Source organism: Bacteroides faecalis, from assembly GCF_003865075.1.
In the GTDB taxonomy this organism is placed as follows: Bacteria; Bacteroidota; Bacteroidia; order Bacteroidales; family Bacteroidaceae; genus Bacteroides; species Bacteroides faecalis.
In genome coordinates this window covers 52,987-70,199 of sequence record NZ_BHWB01000021.1, presented here as the reverse complement: position 1 = coordinate 70,199, position 17,213 = coordinate 52,987, and the positions used below count along the sequence as shown (strand labels likewise).

The 17,213-nt window shown below is 48.8% G+C and carries 22 protein-coding genes and 4 pseudogenes; 13 read left to right on the top strand and 13 right to left on the bottom strand.

Annotated elements, in window-relative coordinates:
- The 12 genes and pseudogenes from EJF25_RS21335 to EJF25_RS21280 form a co-directional block, all read left to right on the top strand.
- Nucleotides 1-506, top strand: a pseudogene (locus EJF25_RS21335) (TraG family conjugative transposon ATPase); the annotation flags it as partial.
- A 13-nt stretch (nt 507-519) separates the two neighbouring features.
- Nucleotides 520-934, top strand: a pseudogene (locus tag EJF25_RS21330) (DUF3876 domain-containing protein).
- Nucleotides 931-1,559: pseudogene (locus EJF25_RS21325) on the top strand (DUF4141 domain-containing protein). The pseudogenes EJF25_RS21330 and EJF25_RS21325 overlap by 4 nt, the downstream one beginning before the upstream one ends.
- A gap of 3 nt (nt 1,560-1,562) precedes the next feature.
- Nucleotides 1,563-2,567: pseudogene (gene traJ / locus EJF25_RS21320) on the top strand (conjugative transposon protein TraJ).
- 31 nt (nt 2,568-2,598) lie between these two features.
- Entirely contained in the window at nt 2,599-3,222 is a 624-nt protein-coding gene (gene traK / locus EJF25_RS21315; protein ID WP_049100633.1) for a conjugative transposon protein TraK, read from the top strand.
- 6 nt (nt 3,223-3,228) lie between these two features.
- Entirely contained in the window at nt 3,229-3,537 is a 309-nt protein-coding gene (locus tag EJF25_RS21310; protein ID WP_004308924.1) for a TraL conjugative transposon family protein, read from the top strand.
- Nucleotides 3,518-4,873: a conjugative transposon protein TraM gene (gene traM / locus EJF25_RS21305; RefSeq protein WP_008781205.1), complete on the top strand. Its 1,356-nt coding sequence runs from the start codon at nt 3,518-3,520 to the stop codon at nt 4,871-4,873. The genes EJF25_RS21310 and traM overlap by 20 nt, the downstream gene beginning before the upstream one ends.
- A gap of 69 nt (nt 4,874-4,942) precedes the next feature.
- Nucleotides 4,943-5,929 carry a conjugative transposon protein TraN gene (gene traN / locus EJF25_RS21300; protein WP_125042640.1) on the top strand — a complete coding sequence of 329 codons (987 nt, stop codon included), beginning with the start codon at nt 4,943-4,945 and terminating at the stop codon, nt 5,927-5,929.
- 2 nt (nt 5,930-5,931) lie between these two features.
- Nucleotides 5,932-6,507, top strand: coding sequence for a conjugal transfer protein TraO (locus tag EJF25_RS21295; protein ID WP_005827316.1), 576 nt, complete (start codon nt 5,932-5,934; stop codon nt 6,505-6,507).
- Nucleotides 6,508-6,515: 8 nt separating this feature from the next.
- A complete protein-coding gene (locus EJF25_RS21290) occupies nt 6,516-7,415 on the top strand; it encodes a DUF8464 domain-containing protein (protein WP_004310298.1) in 900 nt (299 codons plus the stop codon).
- Nucleotides 7,415-7,921, top strand: coding sequence for a DUF3872 domain-containing protein (locus EJF25_RS21285; RefSeq protein WP_005827314.1), 507 nt, complete (start codon nt 7,415-7,417; stop codon nt 7,919-7,921). The genes EJF25_RS21290 and EJF25_RS21285 overlap by 1 nt, the downstream gene beginning before the upstream one ends.
- On the top strand, nt 7,918-8,445 hold the full coding sequence (locus EJF25_RS21280) for a glycoside hydrolase family protein (RefSeq protein WP_005827312.1): 528 nt from the start codon (nt 7,918-7,920) through the stop codon (nt 8,443-8,445). Before EJF25_RS21285 ends, EJF25_RS21280 begins: the two co-directional genes overlap by 4 nt.
- Before the next feature lie 62 nt (nt 8,446-8,507).
- Here EJF25_RS21280 and EJF25_RS21275 read toward each other — a convergent pair whose 3' ends face one another.
- The 11 genes from EJF25_RS21275 to EJF25_RS25190 form a co-directional block, all read right to left on the bottom strand.
- Complete coding sequence (locus tag EJF25_RS21275; protein ID WP_004310300.1) at nt 8,508-8,729, bottom strand: DUF7688 family protein; 222 nt, start codon at nt 8,727-8,729, stop codon at nt 8,508-8,510.
- Nucleotides 8,730-8,845: 116 nt separating this feature from the next.
- Nucleotides 8,846-9,154 (bottom strand): hypothetical protein, encoded by a 309-nt coding sequence (locus tag EJF25_RS21270; RefSeq protein ID WP_004310301.1) that lies wholly within the window; start codon nt 9,152-9,154, stop codon nt 8,846-8,848.
- Between the two features lie 53 nt (nt 9,155-9,207).
- The gene (locus EJF25_RS21265; protein WP_005643944.1) at nt 9,208-9,513 is read right to left on the bottom strand and encodes a DUF6956 domain-containing protein; all 306 of its coding nucleotides are present in this window, start codon (nt 9,511-9,513) and stop codon (nt 9,208-9,210) included.
- Nucleotides 9,453-9,683, bottom strand: a complete 231-nt coding sequence (locus EJF25_RS21260) for a DUF3873 domain-containing protein (protein ID WP_005643946.1) — start codon at nt 9,681-9,683, stop codon at nt 9,453-9,455. The genes EJF25_RS21265 and EJF25_RS21260 overlap by 61 nt, the downstream gene beginning before the upstream one ends.
- A 20-nt stretch (nt 9,684-9,703) precedes the next feature.
- On the bottom strand, nt 9,704-9,961 hold the full coding sequence (locus EJF25_RS21255) for a DUF8466 domain-containing protein (RefSeq protein ID WP_005827305.1): 258 nt from the start codon (nt 9,959-9,961) through the stop codon (nt 9,704-9,706).
- A 24-nt stretch (nt 9,962-9,985) separates the two neighbouring features.
- Complete coding sequence (locus EJF25_RS21250; RefSeq protein ID WP_004310303.1) at nt 9,986-11,251, bottom strand: PcfJ domain-containing protein; 1,266 nt, start codon at nt 11,249-11,251, stop codon at nt 9,986-9,988.
- Complete coding sequence (locus EJF25_RS21245) at nt 11,248-11,667, bottom strand: PcfK-like family protein (RefSeq protein ID WP_004310304.1); 420 nt, start codon at nt 11,665-11,667, stop codon at nt 11,248-11,250. Before EJF25_RS21245 ends, EJF25_RS21250 begins: the two co-directional genes overlap by 4 nt.
- Before the next feature lie 23 nt (nt 11,668-11,690).
- Nucleotides 11,691-11,912: a hypothetical protein gene (locus tag EJF25_RS21240; protein WP_005643956.1), complete on the bottom strand. Its 222-nt coding sequence runs from the start codon at nt 11,910-11,912 to the stop codon at nt 11,691-11,693.
- Nucleotides 11,913-11,923: 11 nt separating this feature from the next.
- A complete protein-coding gene (locus tag EJF25_RS21235; protein ID WP_005643957.1) occupies nt 11,924-12,139 on the bottom strand; it encodes a hypothetical protein in 216 nt (71 codons plus the stop codon).
- 7 nt (nt 12,140-12,146) lie between these two features.
- Nucleotides 12,147-12,482 carry a hypothetical protein gene (locus EJF25_RS21230; RefSeq protein ID WP_004310306.1) on the bottom strand — a complete coding sequence of 112 codons (336 nt, stop codon included), beginning with the start codon at nt 12,480-12,482 and terminating at the stop codon, nt 12,147-12,149.
- Nucleotides 12,483-12,544: 62 nt separating this feature from the next.
- On the bottom strand, nt 12,545-12,955 hold the full coding sequence (locus EJF25_RS25190; protein ID WP_181991826.1) for a hypothetical protein: 411 nt from the start codon (nt 12,953-12,955) through the stop codon (nt 12,545-12,547).
- Between the two features lie 14 nt (nt 12,956-12,969).
- Between EJF25_RS25190 and EJF25_RS25185 the strand changes: the two genes are divergently transcribed.
- Nucleotides 12,970-13,125 (top strand): hypothetical protein, encoded by a 156-nt coding sequence (locus EJF25_RS25185; protein WP_004314171.1) that lies wholly within the window; start codon nt 12,970-12,972, stop codon nt 13,123-13,125.
- A 1,522-nt stretch (nt 13,126-14,647) separates the two neighbouring features.
- Here EJF25_RS25185 and EJF25_RS21215 read toward each other — a convergent pair.
- Entirely contained in the window at nt 14,648-15,991 is a 1,344-nt protein-coding gene (locus EJF25_RS21215; protein ID WP_125042639.1) for a citrate/2-methylcitrate synthase, read from the bottom strand.
- Between the two features lie 21 nt (nt 15,992-16,012).
- Nucleotides 16,013-17,209, bottom strand: coding sequence for an NADP-dependent isocitrate dehydrogenase (gene icd / locus EJF25_RS21210; RefSeq protein ID WP_125042638.1), 1,197 nt, complete (start codon nt 17,207-17,209; stop codon nt 16,013-16,015).
- Between the last annotated feature and the right edge of the window lie 4 nt (nt 17,210-17,213).

Here is a 17,213-nt window from a genome sequence, read left to right as displayed (position 1 = left end):
AGGCTTGGAAGGCGTTCTCTTCGGCGAACATGGCTGAATACCTGCGCTATATGTACAAGACCGTGCGCAAGTATTACGGGGAGGCAATCGTAGTGACGCAGGAGGTGGACGACATCATTCCTCGCCCGTCGTCAAGGAAAGCATCATCAATAACTCCGATTGCAAAATCCTTCTCGACCAGCGGAAGTACATGAACAAGTTTGATGCCATACAGTCCCTGTTGGGTCTGACGGAAAAGGAGAGAAGTCGCAGATACTCTCCATCAACATGGCGAACAACCCGTCAAGGCTCTACAAGGAGTCTGGATAGGACTGGGCGGCACGCAGTCGGCGGTCTATGCCACCGAAGTTAGTGCTGAAGAGTATCTGGCGTACACCACCGAAGAAACGGAAAAAGTAGAGGTGTACCGTCTGGCGGAGCAGCTGGGCGGCGACATTGAAGCCGCCATCCGGCAGCTTGCCGAAAGACGAAGGAATAAGCAAAATAAAAACAGATTCATCAACTAAAAAGAAAATGCGTATGAGTATATCAAGAACGAAAATGCTGCAAGTCAGCAAGTGTTAATCGGGCTGGCGGTCATGGTGTGCTGCAATCCTGCGATGTAGCGGACAACCGCCGTGACTGCTGCGGAAACTGGGAAAGCGTAGAGGGCAAGCCCGACGTGCTTATCTACAAGGAGGGCGAAGCCTATAAGGTGACGGTGTTCAAGCGTAGCGGGCTGCGCCGCAAACTGAAGCCGGAAACCTATCTCTTGCAGGAAGAGAACGGCAACCTGTTCATGAACACCGGCTTCCGTATCGACGTGTCCTACAACGAGGCAACGGACATCCTGACCTTCTCGCCCAACGGGGACTATATCAGGGTGAAGCCGCAACCGGAACATCCGATAAGCGAACATAATATCAACGAACCACTAAAATCCAAAGTAACATGAGAACAAGAATGACACTTATTATCTGCCTGTGCCTGTTTGCAGTGGGCAGGGCAAGCGCACAGTGGACGGTGATAGACCCGTCCAACATCGCGCAGAGCATCGTGAACACTTCCAAGAACGTGGTACACACTTCCACGACCGCCCAGAATATGATAAAAAATTTTCAAGAGACGGTGAAGATTTACGAGCAGGGCAAGAAGTATTACGACGCGCTCAAATCCGTGAACAATCTGGTAAAGGACGCCCGGAAGGTGCAGCAGACCATCCTGATGGTGGGTGACATCACCGACACCTATGTGACCAGCTTCCAGAAGATGATGCGTGACGACAACTTCACGGTGGAGGAACTGGGAGCCATCGCCTTTGGCTACACCAAGCTGTTGGAGGAATCCAACGACGTGCTGACGGAACTGAAAACGTGGTGAACATCACCACGCTCTCCATGACGGACAAGGAGCGCATGGATGTGGTGGAACGCTGTTACTCCAAGATGAAGCGTTACCGCAACCTCGTGAGCTACTACACCAACAAGAACATCAGCGTGAGCTACCTGCGTGCGAAGAAGAAGAACGACCTCGACCGCATCATGGGGCTGTACGGGAACATGAACGAAAGATACTGGTAGCCTATGAATTTCGACAACCTTCACCAGATTCTGCGCTCGCTCTATGAGCAGATGATGCCGCTATGTGGGGACATGGCGGGTGTGGCGAAAGGCATTGCCGGGCTGGGTGCGCTGTTCTACGTCGCCTACCGGTGTCTGGCAGTCGCTGGCGAGAGCCGAACCGATAGACGTGTTCCCCATGCTCCGCCCCTTTGCGATAGGCTTGTGCATCATGTTCTTTCCGACGGTGGTACTGGGTACGATAAACAGCATCATGTCGCCCGTCGTACAGGGTACGGCAAAGATGCTGGAGGCGGAAACGCTGGACATGAACCGATACCGTGAGCAGAAGGACAAACTGGAATACGAGGCGATGATGCGCAACCCTGAAACCGCCTACCTGTGTCGAACGAGGAGTTTGACAAACAGCTGGAGGAACTGGGCTGGTCGCCCGGCGACATGGTGACGATGGCGGGGATGTACATCGAGCGCGGGATGTACAACATGAAAAAGGGCATCCGCGACTTCTTCCGCGAGATACTGGAACTGATGTTCCAAGCCGCCGCCCTCGTGATAGACACTATTCGCACGTTCTTCCTCGTGGTGCTGGCGATACTCGGTCCGATAGCCTTCGCCATATCGGTATGGGACGGCTTCCAAAGCACGCTCACGCAATGGATATGCCGCTACATACAGGTCTATCTGTGGCTGCCCGTGTCGGATATGTTCAGCACCATACTGGCGAAGATTCAGGTGCTGATGCTGCAAAGCGACATCGAACGGATGCAGGCTGACCCGAACTTCTCGCTGGATTCGAGCGACGGGGTGTACATCGTCTTCATGATAATCGGCATCATCGGCTACTTCACCATCCCGACGGTGGCAGGCTGGATTATCCAAGCCGGAGGCATGGGAAGCTACGGTCGCAACGTGAACCAGACGGCGGGACGAGCCGGAAGCATGGCGGGCAGCGTGGCGGGTGCAGCCGCAGGCAACATGGTCGGACGTGCCGGAAAGCTGCTGAAATAATCAACTGACAATTAAAAACGAATAAACAACAATGGAATTTAAGTCACTCAAAAACATCGAATCATCGTTCAGGCAGATACGCCTGTTCGGTATCGTCTTCCTCTCGCTGTGCGCCGTGATAACGGTCTGGAGCGTATGGAGTTCCTACCGCTTCGCGGAGCGGCAACGGGAGAATATCTACGTGCTGGACAACGGCAAGTCGCTGATGCTGGCTCTCTCGCAGGACTTGTCGCAGAACCGTCCGGCGGAGGCAAGGGAACACGTGCGCCGCTTCCACGAGCTGTTCTTCACGCTCTCGCCCGAAAAGAGCGCGATAGAGCATAACGTGAAACGCGCCCTGCTATTAGCGGACAAAAGCGTGTACAACTACTATTCGGACTTTGCCGAGAAGGGGTACTACAACCGCATCATCGCCGGGAACATCAATCAGGTGTTGAAGGTGGACAGCGTGGTGTGCGATTTCAACGGCTATCCCTACCGTGCCGTGACCTACGCCACGCAGAAGATCATCCGGCAGAGCAACGTCACCGAGCGCAGCCTCGTGACTACGTGCCGCCTCTTGAACTCGTCCCGTTCGGACGACAATCCCAACGGTTTCACCATTGAGGGATTCACCATCATCGAGAACAAGGATTTACAAACCATCAAAAGGTAAACGGACATGAAGAAAATCAAAAAATCATTTTGGCGTGCGTACTGGAAGCTCCACGACAAAAAGAAAATGCTGGTGGCAAGGCTCAAAGGCTATCTGGACGGTTTGCCCCCGAAGACACGCAGGCGCATCGTGCTGGCGATGCTCGCCGCCTTTGCGGTGCTTGCCCTCTACACCTTCGGCAAAGCCGTCTATGAAATCGGCAGGAATGACGGCAGCCGGATGGTAACAGACCATGCCGGACAGGTGGAACTGTCCATAAAGCCGGACAACAATCATAATGTAATACCTTATTTATATGGAACAGACGAAGAATGAACCTAAAAACGAGAACAAGGCGGCTCCCGACAACGGGAAACCGAAGAAGGAGCGCAAGCCGCTGACCGAAGCCCAAAGGCTGAAACGTCAGAAAATGATAGTGCTGCCCGCTATAGTGCTGGTATTCATCGGGGCGATGTGGCTGATATTCGCCCCGTCTTCCGACAAGGAGCAGCAACCGGGGACGGGTGGTTACAACATCGAAATGCCCGACGCTGACAAGGCGAACCGCCAGATCATCGGCGACAAGGCGAAAGCCTACGAACAGGGAGCAATGGAGGAACGGCAGGAGAACCGCAGCCGCGCCATGCAGGAACTGGGCGATATGTTCGACCGCGAGGTGGCGGAAACGGACGGCGGCAGGGACTTCGACCTTGCTAATCCCGGAAATGCGGAAGATGCAACAGCAAAATCATCCGCTCCGAAAACCATCCAATCCTCCGCAGCTGCCTACCGCGACCTCAATACCACGCTCGGCAACTTCTATGAGCAGCCGAAGAACGACAACGCGGAAATGGACGAACTGTTGGAGCGTATCGCCTCGCTGGAATCGGAACTGGAAACCGAGAAAGGCAAGGCATCCTCTATGGATGATCAAGTGGCACTCATGGAAAAGTCCTACGAGCTGGCGGCGAAGTACATGGGCGGTCAGAACGGTACACAGCCACCTGTCGGACAGGCGGCAGAACCTTACCATGTGCAGAAAGCCGGAAAGAACACGGCTGCACCTGTCAGGCAGGTAACGCATCAGGTGGTATCTTCGCTCTCACAGCCGATGAGCAACGCTGAGTTTGTCGCCTCCTTCTCGCAGGAGCGCAACCGCAGTTTCAATACGGCGGTGGGTGTCACGACTGTATCGGACAGGAACACCATATCGGCGTGTGTCTATGGGGCGCAGAGTGTGACTGACGGGCAGGCGGTAAGATTACGGCTGCTGGAGCCGATGGCAGTGGCGGACAAAATCATACCCCGCAATGCAGTGGTGGTAGGCACGGCAAAGATTCAGGGCGAACGACTCGATATTGAAATTACTTCGCTGGAGTACGCAGGTACGATTATACCGGTAGAACTGGCGGTGTATGACACGGACGGACAGCCCGGCATCTTCATTCCAAACTCGATGGAGATGAACGCCGTCAGGGAGGTTGCCGCCAACATGGGCGGCTCGCTGGGCAGCAGCATTAATATCTCCACCAACGCAGGGGCGCAGCTCGCCTCCGACTTGGGCAAGGGGCTGATACAAGGCACGAGCCAGTATATCGCCAAGAAGATGCGTACCGTCAAGGTGCATCTGAAAGCCGGGTATAAGGTAATGCTATATCAGGACAGAGATTGAAAACAATAACAATCAACGACTAAAAAAACAACAACCAAATTTTTATTTACCACTAAAATCCAAAGTAGAATGAAAAAAGTAATCATCATACTTGCCCTCGCTATGGGCATCGTAACTGCCAACGCGCAGGAGAACGTAACCGTTGTAACGGACAACGGAAGTGAACAACCGACCTTGACAAAGGAGGTCTATCCGCAGAAGGAGGCGGACGGCGATCTGTATCACGGGCTGACAAAGAAGCTGACCTTCGACCGCATGGTTCCCCCGCACGGCTTGGAAGTGACCTACGACAAGACCGTCCACGTCATTTTCCCCTCGGAGGTGCGCTACGTCGATTTAGGCTCGCCCGACCTGATTGCGGGCAAGGCGGACGGGGCGGAGAACGTCATCCGCGTGAAAGCTACCGTGAGGAACTTCCCGAACGAGACCAATATGTCCGTGATAACGGAGGACGGGAGTTTCTACACCTTCAACGTGAAGTACGCCGCCGAACCGCTGCTGCTCAACGTGGAGATGTGCGACTTCATCCATGACGGCGAGGCGGTGAACCGTCCGAACAACGCGCAGGAAATCTATCTGAAAGAGCTGGGTAGCGAAAGTCCCATGCTGGTGCGCCTTATCATGAAGTCCATTTACAAGCAGAACAAGCGTGAGGTGAAACACATCGGCTGCAAGCGTTTCGGCATCCAGTACCTTCTGAAAGGCATCTACACGCACAACGGGCTTCTCTATTTCCACACGGAAATCAGGAACCAAAGCAACGTGCCTTTCGATGTGGACTATATCACGTGGAAAATCGTGGACAAGAAGGTGGCGAAGCGTACCGCCGTGCAGGAGCAGATCATCCTGCCGCTCCGTGCGCAGAACTATGCCACCTGTGTGCCGGGCAGAAAGAGCGAGCGCACGGTATTCACGATGGCGAAGTTCACCATCCCCGACGGCAAGTGCCTCGTGGTGGAGCTGAACGAGAAGAACGGAGGCCGTCATCAGTCCTTCGTGATTGAGAACGAGGACTTGGTACGTGCGGGTACCATCAACGAACTTCAAGTGCGCTGACCATGAGAAAGCACATCGCAATCATCATCGCGTCGCTTGCCCTCTTCACGGGGCAGGCGCACGCCCAGCGGTGCCTGCCGAAGATGCAGGGCATCGAATTGAGAGCTAACCTTGTGGACGGTATGCGTTTAAGTGGCAACAATGGCGGTTACAGTTTCGGGGCGGCTCTCTCCACCTACACGAAGAACGGTAACAAGTGGGTGTTCGGTGGCGAATACCTCTTGAAGAACAACCCGTACAAGGATACCGCCATACCTGTGGCGCAGTTCACGGCGGAGGGCGGTTATTATTTCAAGATACTCTCCGACGCCCGTAAAATAGTGTTCGTCTATGCGGGGGCTTCGGCTCTCGCCGGATATGAGTCGGTGAATTGGGGCGAGAAAGTGCTGCATGACGGCTCCACGCTCCATGACCGGGACGCCTTCATCTACGGCGGTGCGCTGACGCTCGATGTGGAGTTTTACGTGGCTGACCGTATCGCCCTGCTCGCCAACCTCCGGGAGCGCCTGCTGTGGGGTGGCGACACACGGAAGTTCCATACGCAGTTCGGGGCGGGCGTCAAGATAATCATCAACTGACACGTCGCATGGAACGGACGGACATTGAGAATATGAGGCAGATACCCATTGCGGACTTTCTCGCACGGCTGGGACATGAGCCTGTCCGAAGGAGCGGAAACGAGCTGTGGTATCGTGCGCCATACCGCAGTGAACGCACGCCCTCCTTCCGTGTGAACGTGGCGAAACAGCTCTGGTACGACTTCGGCTTGGGCAAGGGCGGCGACATCTTCACGCTTGTCGGGGAGTTTACCCGAAGCGGGGATTTCATGGCGCAGGCGAGATTCATAGCGGAAACCGCCCGTATGCCGCTTGCCGCAGCAGAAAAGCCGTTGTACCTGCCGGAACCGTCCGAACCTGCCTTTGAGGGAGTGGAAGCCGTCCCGCTGCTCCGCTCTCCGCTGACGGAGTATTTGAAGGAAAGAGGCATCCCTTATGCCGTTGCATCCCGCCACTGCTGCCGCCTGAACTACGGCGTGCGTGGTAAGCGGTACTTTGCCGTCGGCTTTCCGAACGTGTCGGGCGGCTATGAAACCCGAAGCCGCCGTTTCAAGGGTTGCGTACCACCAAAGGACGTGTCGCTGGTCAAGGCGGGGGACATCCCGGCGGACGTGTGCAGCGTGTTCGAGGGCTTTATGGACTTCCTGTCCGCCGTCACGCTCGGTTTGGCAACGGGTGACTGCCTTGTGCTGAACTCCGTCGCCAACGTGGAAAAGGCTTTGAAACATCTGGACGGGTACGAGCGCATCGACTGTTACCTCGACCGTGACGAAGCCGGACGCAGGGCAATGGAAGCCCTGCGGACACGCTACGGAGGAAAGGTGACAGACCGTTCCGGCATCTATCAAGGCTGCAAGGACTTGAACGAGTACCTGCAACAAGTATCAAGAAAACAACAAAAGAACAACAATCTAAAAATCAAAGAATAATGAACATACTGAACAACAAGAACAAGAGAACATCAATCTTCAAGGCGTTGGCACTCTGCCTGTTCGCCGCAGTGTCATTCACATTCGTATCGTGCGACGACGATATGGACATCCAGCAATCCTATCCCTTCACGGTGGAAACCATGCCCGTGCCGAACAAGGTCACAAAGGGGCAGACGGTGGAAATCCGCTGTGAGCTGAAGAAAACGGGCGATTTCGCCAATACCCTCTATACCATCCGGTATTTCCAGTTCGAGGGTGAGGGCACACTGAAAATGGACAACGGCATCACTTTCCTGCCCAATGACCGCTACCTGCTCGAAAACGAGAAGTTCCGGCTGTACTACACGGCGCAAGGTGACGAGGCGCACAACTTCATCGTGGTAGTGGAGGACAATTTCGGCAACTCCTATGAGTTGGAATTTGACTTCAACAACCGAAACGTGAAGGATGACGGGGTTATCACTGTTGTCCCCATCGGGAACTTCAAGCCCCTTACACGATGATGCGTGTATTCATGGCTATCCTCTGTTCGCTTCTGGCGGTCTGTTCCGTGTCCGCACGGAACAGACGCCATGAGGGAACGGACGGGCAGGCGGCTATCTACCGGCTGCCACCATTTGAGAGGGCGGTGCGATGCACGAAGTATTTTGAGGGCTGGCATTCGGAAAAACATCACCCGTATGTAGGATATGGACATCGGTTGCAGCCGGGGGAAAGGTATTCGGCACGCACCATGACGAAGCGGCAGGCGGACGCGCTTCTGCGAAAAGACTTGCGGAAGTTCTGCGCGATGTTCCAGCAGTTCGGGAAGGATTCGCTTCTGCTTGCCACGCTCGCCTACAATGTCGGTCCGTACCGTCTTTTGGGGAGTGGGAAGATACCCAAAAGCACGCTAATCCGAAAGCTGGAGGCGGGTGACAGGAACATCTACCGGGAGTATATCGCTTTCTGTAACTATAAGGGGAAACGCCACGCCATGCTGCTCAAACGAAGGAAGGCTGAGTTTGCGCTGCTGTATGTACCATAAAGAATAAGTGTCTGACGAAAGAAACTCCGATGAAGCCGCCAACTTCATCGGAGTTTCAGTTTTCATACATTCGGGATTGTCCCTTTGCCTGCAACCTCACCGTCCCTGCAATGCTCTATGATACCGGGTGAGAATCCCATGCTGCCGATTGCGATATGCCGGATATAGTCTGTATATTCCTGACCTTGAAAATTCCTGCCCGTAAGGTTCTTGAAAACCATCTTTATGCTTATGCCGTCGTTGCTGTACAAGATGGTTTTTCCGTTCTGTCTGATTGTTTCCATGATTAAAACTTGTTTTTGTGAATACTATCGTAGATTGGTACAAAGGTTTCTTTGCCTACTTTCTTATCCGCCATCATGCTCATGAAAGAAAGTAGGCGGCTTTTGCCGCCCACCCCTCAAAAGCGGGTGTAAAGTCCCGTTACCATCGTGAACATTTCCTCCAGCATATCGCAATATATCCCCTCGTGCGTTTCAATGTCCTTCGTCCTGCTCTCGAATGTCTTTTTGCTGAACGTCTTGCGGTAGAAACGCATATTGTATAGGTCTGCCCCTCCGTCATAGATGATGTCAAGGCGGTTGGCACTGGTCTTGTTCCTCGCAAGGCTCATGCGCAAGCCGTTGCCCATGTCTGTGAAGTCTTTGCTTCCCGTCATGGCGGCAAAGCGTCTGCCGCCAATCTGCTCTAAAATTGTCTTTGCTATCATATCCGTTGTCTTTTAGGTTTATGGTTCGGGCGGTGCGGACACCGCCCCAATGTTCAAAATTCTGTTTTCTCGGTTATGGGTGTGCATTTTTCCAGCCACTCTTTCAGACATTCCATGTTATACTCGCTCGTGATGACTGCCGTATGGCTGTCAATGGCAGTGAAACGGCTGCTTTCATAGCTGTCTATCCACCCCTTTAGGGTATCAACTCCCCACGCTTCGGCATCGTCAAAGATGCCGTCCAATGCCGTAATGGGTTCGCTGAATTTGACTATCAGCGTTTGGTAGCCTGCTTCGTTCATCGCTTCTCCTCCTTCCTTTCCTTTGCCGTTAGCCACTTGTCCCGTGCGGCTCGACATTCGTCTAATGTGGGTTTGACACAAGAGAAAAGTTCCCCGTCCGTGTGGCGGTAGTCGTATTGCACAAGGGTGCGTTTGCGTCTGCCGATACCCGTTTGGAATTTCTCGTAGTTCTCCGTTCCTGCCGATTGGCAGGTGCTTACTCCGTTAATTGTCATTTTTGTTGCCATAGTCGTTGTTATTTAGATGATTAGAAATGTACAGACAGCACTCTGTGTTGCATCACCATTTCGGGGTCGCTCGTGTAGCGTTGGTGCAGGTAGAAATGATGAGAGCCGAAGCCGTAAAGGAAGAACTTGTCAAGTTCGTGTTTCTCGGCAAAGTCCTTGACGCTCGCCCTTAATTGCTCCTCACTCTGACAAAGAGTGAGGAGGTTCATAAATTCAAGGAACATCGTGGGGATTTTATCATCCCATAGGAAAACCATGCTTTCAAATCTTACTTCCATAATGTTAGTTGTTAGATGTCGATATTATGCCGCTTTCATCCGCTGGCGGATAAGGTTGGCGTTCTTGTTCACAAGGGCGATGATGCGGTCGTGGTATTCGGAGTTCTCGTTGCATACGCCACGACACTGCACCACCTCAAAAGTTTTTAGTGACACCTCTATCGTTTCAATTCGTTTTCCGTCAATGGTGGCGGATAGGATAAGGGAGTCTTTTCGTTTGTGGTAACCGCCCACACAATGGTGCATCGTCCTTCCTTCCTCTGCCATTTCTTCCACGCTCTCTATGACTTTGACGCAAATAAGGCTGTCGGTAAAGGCAAGTCCGAAGAATATGCCCTTAGCTTTCAGATATTGTTTCTCGTCCTCAATCGCTTTCCTGCGTTGCTGTTCAGTCCGCTCATGTTTCCTTTGCAGGTTGCGCTTTGCCACCAACTTGTCGTGTTCAACTTTGAGGTCGGCAGGGCAAACGTATTTCGGGCTGTTTGTGTCCTTGCCGAAATGACGCAGGAGGTCTATGGTGTCACGCCACATTGAGCCGTCCTCAATAGTATAGCCGTTGCGGATACATATCTTGATTGAAGCCCAATACTCTCCAATATTGAAAGAGTGGTACAGATAGTAGCGCAACATGGGATATTGCCCTGCCTTCAACAGCGTTTCCGCACGGCTGTCCGACAATAATGCCGGTATTAGTTTGGTGGGTACAATGTCGTGGAAATTGCCGTTAAAGCCGTTTCTGCGGAGCGTCGGCAACACCTTATATCTTGGATATATCGGGGAATATGAGATATGGCGGTACGCTTCATTGTCATTGCGGATAGCAAAAGGAGAAGCGAATGAGAACGTGTCGATGTAGCATCCCAATGTGCGTGGAATGGCAACAACAGCCTTACGCCCTTGTTCATTCCACCAATACTGCCCGATTTCAAGGGCATAGGACTTGGCATTAACCCCTTTCTCCATACCCACGACAAGCAAGAACATTCGTAGCACTTGGTATTCTCCGCTTGTGGTAAGGGTTGTGAAATACTGCTTTTGTCTTACCTTGCGCTGATAGGTGAGGCAGACTTTCAAACTTGCTCCACATTCGGGACACGTACAATGCTCGGTCTGCTCCGTCATTACCCAACTATGACCGCAATCCATACAAGTGGTACGACCTTTCGGCAAGCGGTGTGCATAATGCTCCACGCAATTACGGAATGCCCAATTTATCTGTATCGGGGTTATCGGGCGTAGTTTCTTGCTTTGGGCAAGAACTGCTTTTTCAAATTTGTTTCTCGGTTTCATAAGCCAAAATCAAATAATGAGGGTTGAACTTGGGTTTCTGTTTTCGCCTTTGTCGGCTTGGTGCGGTTCTGCAACTTGCGGAGTTCCTCGTCTTGGTATCTGCGGACTGCCTGCTGACGTGCTTCTGCTTTTTCCTCTGCCGTGAGTTCCACAATGTGGTTCACCGCCACTTGGCATTGGATAGGCTTGCCCACCTCAATCTCGTTCTCGTCATAGTAGTGTACTGCTTGTCCGTATATCTCTCCGTCCGTGAAGCCGTTACAACCGCTTTTCTGCACATAGTTCAGAATGTAGGTTACGCAATCGTCAATGTTCTTGGCTGGATTGCGGTAGTTCTTCGCAAAGAGCGTGTCTTCCTCCGCACGTTGTTCCAAATACATCTGTATCGTTCTCTTGAAATGGTCTGTTCCTTTCATATCGCTGTCGTTTTTATGAGTTGTCAAATAGTATGTTTCAAAATCTCCCTCCAATAAATCGGCTCAACCTCGCTCAATAGGAAGTCTATAAAGTCCTTCCGTGCGTTCTTGTTCAGTTCGTGGTAGAGTCCACGGAACACGGACATATTGCCGTTGAGGTATGTTTCCACCATGTACTCGAAGATGTTGCCCACCTCGTAGTATCTGCATTGTTGCTCCACTGTCTTGCTTCTTCTCTTTGCCATGTCGGTAGGGATTAAAGGGTGAATAACCAAAGAATGAAGCCGAAGAACAGGATAACGGAAAGAATAGCCACGATTACCCCTATTGCCACTCGGAACACTCCGTTTATTATCTCTCTGACGATGTACCAAAGGATGCCGGACACCCAAAAGGCGGTGCGCATGATTAGGGTGCATATCGCAAGCCCTATGTATTGCGCCATTTGTCTGAAATTTACCGTTGCTGTCATAGCCGTATCATTTGTTAAGTTCCACGATGCTGTCTATCCTGCCGTATAGGAAACTGCGGAGTGCGGTCTTGTCGGTAGCCTTGTATTCCGCCCAATGTCCATACTGCTTTACAATGTAGGTTCGGAGAATGTCGGAAAAGTCAAACATCCAACCTTGCAAGGGTACTGCGCTCTTGAAATAGGTGTTGCTGTTCACGTTGCGTGTAAGCCAATCCTTTTCCTCTCGGCTCAATTTCTCACCATTGTTCAGTTTGGTGCGAAGTCCGTACACCTTGCTGCCTTGCAGGTTCTCCAAACTTGGTACTTCCCATGCCACGAATTTTGTTGCTATTGCCGTTCTCATATCCGTTTTGTTTTTGATTTTTTGTTTTTTAATGCGGATTCAAGAGCTGAGGGAGTTGAGTTTCAAACTATCTTATCTGCCTCTCGTTTATCCGACATTTTTTTTAATGCGTCTTTCTGTCGCATCGGTCGTTTTCGTTTCGGGTGCTTAAAAAGGTAGGGATTAGGGAATGCAAGGTTTTTCGGGAAAATACTACCCGAAGGGCTGGAGATTTTTCCAGAAAACAAGAGGCTTGACCTTGCTTTCCCGTACAATCCCGGAGTTACCTTTGCACCCAGCACGAAAATGACTGCCTGATGCGGCTCACTGAAAGGCGCGAAAATGGAGGTAAACGGAAGTGGAGGCAGATTAGACAGGAAAACTTCAAAAGAGAAATCCGTGAAAAAGACATCCCCAACAGAAAAGAACATAGCCGGTAGCGTGAAACCGGGCAAACCATCGGCAAGGAAGTATGTTTTTATCTGTTTGGCCAAACGTGTTTGGTCGGATGGATAAAATCATTCTTCCCGGTTTGTCTGCCGTGAGTGACGGCTTGTTCCATTTATGGAATGTGCGGTCATACACGGCTTTCCGCTTCCGGCTCAAAAGGACAACGAAAAAAGAAAAATCGTCAAAACCCCGTAAAAGCACCTCTTTGGCATAAGCACAAAAGAAAGGGGCCTTGTCTCATCAGTCTAAACTATTGTTTAGGCGTGAGGCAAAGCCCTTTTCTCCGCTTATGCGGCAGTCGGCACACGTTCGTTCAAAATCTTTTTGGGCGATGGTGTGCTGACGGATAAAATCGCTTTTACGGAAAAACTTGTGTGAGAAGAAAAAATCAGGAGATTCATTTCTAAATCTCCCGTTTTATTGTTACTTTTGCATACGAAGAGTTCTTTGAAGGTTACGCAACGCACAGAAGAATAATGCAGTAGATAACTAACTAATTCGTAACCTATTACTATTATGAGCGATTACCCAATGCTCATTTCCAATAAATTACACTCTTTTCGTAACTTCCTTATACAAATATACAATAAAAAAAATAACCACAAAAGAAGCTTAAATATTTATTGACAATTCATTTTTCACAAATTACATACCTTTATATCAGAGTAGTTTATCAATATAAAAAAGCAACAGTATCATTCATTCAAATTTGCATAAATTAGTTTATCTCCCACAGCTTGATTTTAATTCTCTGATTATGTAGCGTAGCACTTATAGCAAAAGTACGCCCAACGAGAAAGTTCACTCTGAATCGATATACGTCTTTTACAATTCTCATGAATTCGGAACTTCCGGTGGTATGTTCCACACGTACCCTAATAATAGCTACCAACCTGTTAAATACCTTTTTCTTCCTGAGAGAGAGTATTTTTCCTATTCTTTTTTACATATTATAGTACTGACACCTTTTGGTCGCACATCCCCAATATCCTGTATCCTGATACAGGAAGCAAGGAACTTGGAAGAGGACGTTCGGAAAGTTTTTTGTCAGTCTGATCCGTAACAAGCCTCTTTGTCTCACAGGGAAACCGCTTAATATTATTGCCATATTTAAACTATTGATATTTTTTGCTAAGTAATATAGGAACATATGGAAAACAAATATATAAAATCACAAGACTATTACTTATTCTCTCCAAATGTCTTAATAGATTAGTTATTCTTTATTAAGACTAAACTTGTTCTTCCCTAATAGAAAAGTTATTTTTGCCAAAGAGCAATCTATAATTGCAAGTCCTGATTTTATAAATGAAACTTGCATTTTTATAAACGGAACTTGCAACTATACAATCAAAAGTTCCATTTATAGTTTATACCAAACAGAGAGAAACTTTACTATTAAAGAAAAAGAAGTTTAGTCTTAATGGAGAAGAATTTATCTATTAATACTTTGGAAGAGAAGTAGTATAGGTTACTATATCAGAAAAATGATAAGTCGGACAAAGGTGATAGGTGATAGGTGATAGATTGTGGTGATAGGTTGATAGAGGATTATGCATTTTTTCTATTGTAGGAAAGCTTTTAATTAAAACTCATCCCAAAGAAATCCCCCTATTTTAGCTCTGTTTTAAGATAAAAATAGAGTAAAATAGGGGGATCTTGATATTCTTAACTTACTGATTATAAATAAAGCTGACTTATTTTTCTATTTTAAGACAGTTTTACCCAATCATCTATTAGCGCTTCTTGATAGGAATATAAGGAGCTTCTTCCAGAACATTCTTATATGCCGGACGAATAATACGTTTACCTTCAAAGTTCAATTCTTCATTGCGGTGTGCACACCAACCGACAATACGTGCCATAGCAAAGAGAGGAGTGAATATTTCCTGTGGTAATCCGATCATTTCATATACAAAACCGGAATAGAAATCAATGTTGCTTGATACTGTTTTTCCGTTATTCTTAATACGCCCGAAAGTAGCGATTGCACGTTCTTCCAACAGTTCAAGGAAAGCAAACTCTTCTTCTTTACCTTTTTCACGTGCCAGATCACGAGCCAGTTCTTTAAGTAGAAGCGCACGAGGATCGGAAATTGTATAAACAGCATGACCGATACCATAGATTAATCCGGTCTTGTTGTATACTTCTTTATTCAACATACGGGTAAAATAAGTATCTATTTCATCAACGCTTGTCCAATCTTTGATATTCTCCTGCAAATGGTGGAACATATCGGCGACTTGAATGTTAGCTCCTCCATGAAGCGGACCTTTCAGCGAACCAATACCTGCGGCAATAGCCGAATAGGTATCTGTTCCGGTAGAAGAAGTGACACGAACTGTGAAGGTAGAGTTATTACCACCACCATGTTCTGCCTGAAGAATCAGCAGTAAGTCCAATGTACGCGCATCCAACTCTGTATAATCTTTCTTCAGCATATAAAGGAAGTTTTCCGCTATTGAGAGTTTCTCCTGCGGATGACGGATATGCAACGAACGACCATGTGTTGCATGGCGAAGCATGTTAAAAGCATACGCTATTATAGTCGGGAACTTTGAAATCAATTCAATGCTTTGACGCATCAGATTATCACGTGAGGTATCATCTGCATTCGGATCGAAGCGATACATCTCCAGTACACTGCGAGAAAGAATATTCATGATATTGTTTCCTTCCAGCTCGATGATATTCATCTTGGTTTTTTGTTCCAACGGCATATTATCGTTAATCAATTCAGAGAAGGAAGCCAATTCCTCCTTATCGGGCAGACGACCGGACAGTAAAAGATAAGCAACTTCTTCGAAACCAAAACGTTTCTCTTTGATGATGGCATGGGATATGTCTTCCACATCATAATTACGATAGAATAATTTGCCGGGAATAGGTTTTAACCCTCCCCCCGGAATACGCTCATAACCTACTACATTACCAATTTTAGTCAATCCTACCAACACACCTGTGCCGTCTTCATTACGCAATCCCCGCTTTACATCAAACTTGGAAAACAAATCATTATCGATCCGGGTAGCTTCCTTCATCTCCTCGGAAAGTTTGTAAATCAAATACTCTTTCTTCATGATATTCTTCGTTTTTGATCGTTATTTCTTATTTTCAATTCTTTCTACTATTTCACGAGTAAAAGCTGAGGTAGTCAAAGAAGTTCCTCCCGACATGAAACGGGCCAGATCGTGAGTAGCACGAGCTTCCAAAAAACTCATTTCTAAAGCCTTTTCTATCAAGACTGCGGCTTCCTTCCAGCCGAAATACTCAAGCATCATTACTGCCGAAAGTATGATAGAGCATGGATTCACTACATCCTTACCAGCAATATTAGGAGCAGTTCCATGAGTAGCTTCAAAAATAGCATGTCCTGTCTTGTAATTGATATTTGCTCCCGGAGCAATTCCGATACCTCCCACCATTGCAGCTAACTGATCGGAAACATAATCTCCATTCAGATTCAATGTAGCTATTACTGAATATTCTTCAGGGATCAACAGTGTATTTTGCAGAAAGGCATCAGCAATGCAATCTTTTATTTCCAAGCGTCCGTCTGCCAAAACATCGGCAAATTCACGCTGCGCCAATTCATATCCCCATTTCTTAAAACCTCCTTCGGTAAACTTCATAATATTTCCTTTGTGTACCAAAGTCACAGAAGGTAGGTGATGATCGAGCGCATACTGGCAAGCTGCACGTACAAGACGTTCTGTGCCTTCTTTCGAAACTGGTTTCACTCCGAACGAAGATGTTTCCGGGAAACGAACCTTGGTCACTCCCATTTCATTCTTCAGGAACTGATAGAACTTTTTAGCTTCCGGTGTACCGGCTTCCCATTCAATTCCGGCATAGATATCTTCCGTATTCTCACGAAAGACACACATGTTTACTTTTTCCGGAGCTTTCACTGGAGATTGTACCCCTTGATACCATCGAACCGGACGAAGGCATACATATAAATCCAATGTTTGACGCAAAGCTACATTCAGTGAACGGATTCCCCCACCGACCGGAGTAGTCAGCGGGCCTTTGATACCTACCAGATATTCATTAAATGCTGCCATCGTTTCATCGGGCAACCATGAACCGGTAGCGTTGAATGCACGTTCTCCGGCCAAAACTTCTTTCCATTCGATACGACGTTTACCTCCATAAGCTTTCTGCACTGCTGCATCCACTACGGCCTGCATAGAGGGAGTAACCTCCGCTCCTACTCCATCCCCTGTAATATAAGGTACGGTAGGTATATCGGGTACCAATAGCGTACCATTTTCCTGCATTGTTATTTTGCTCATCTTT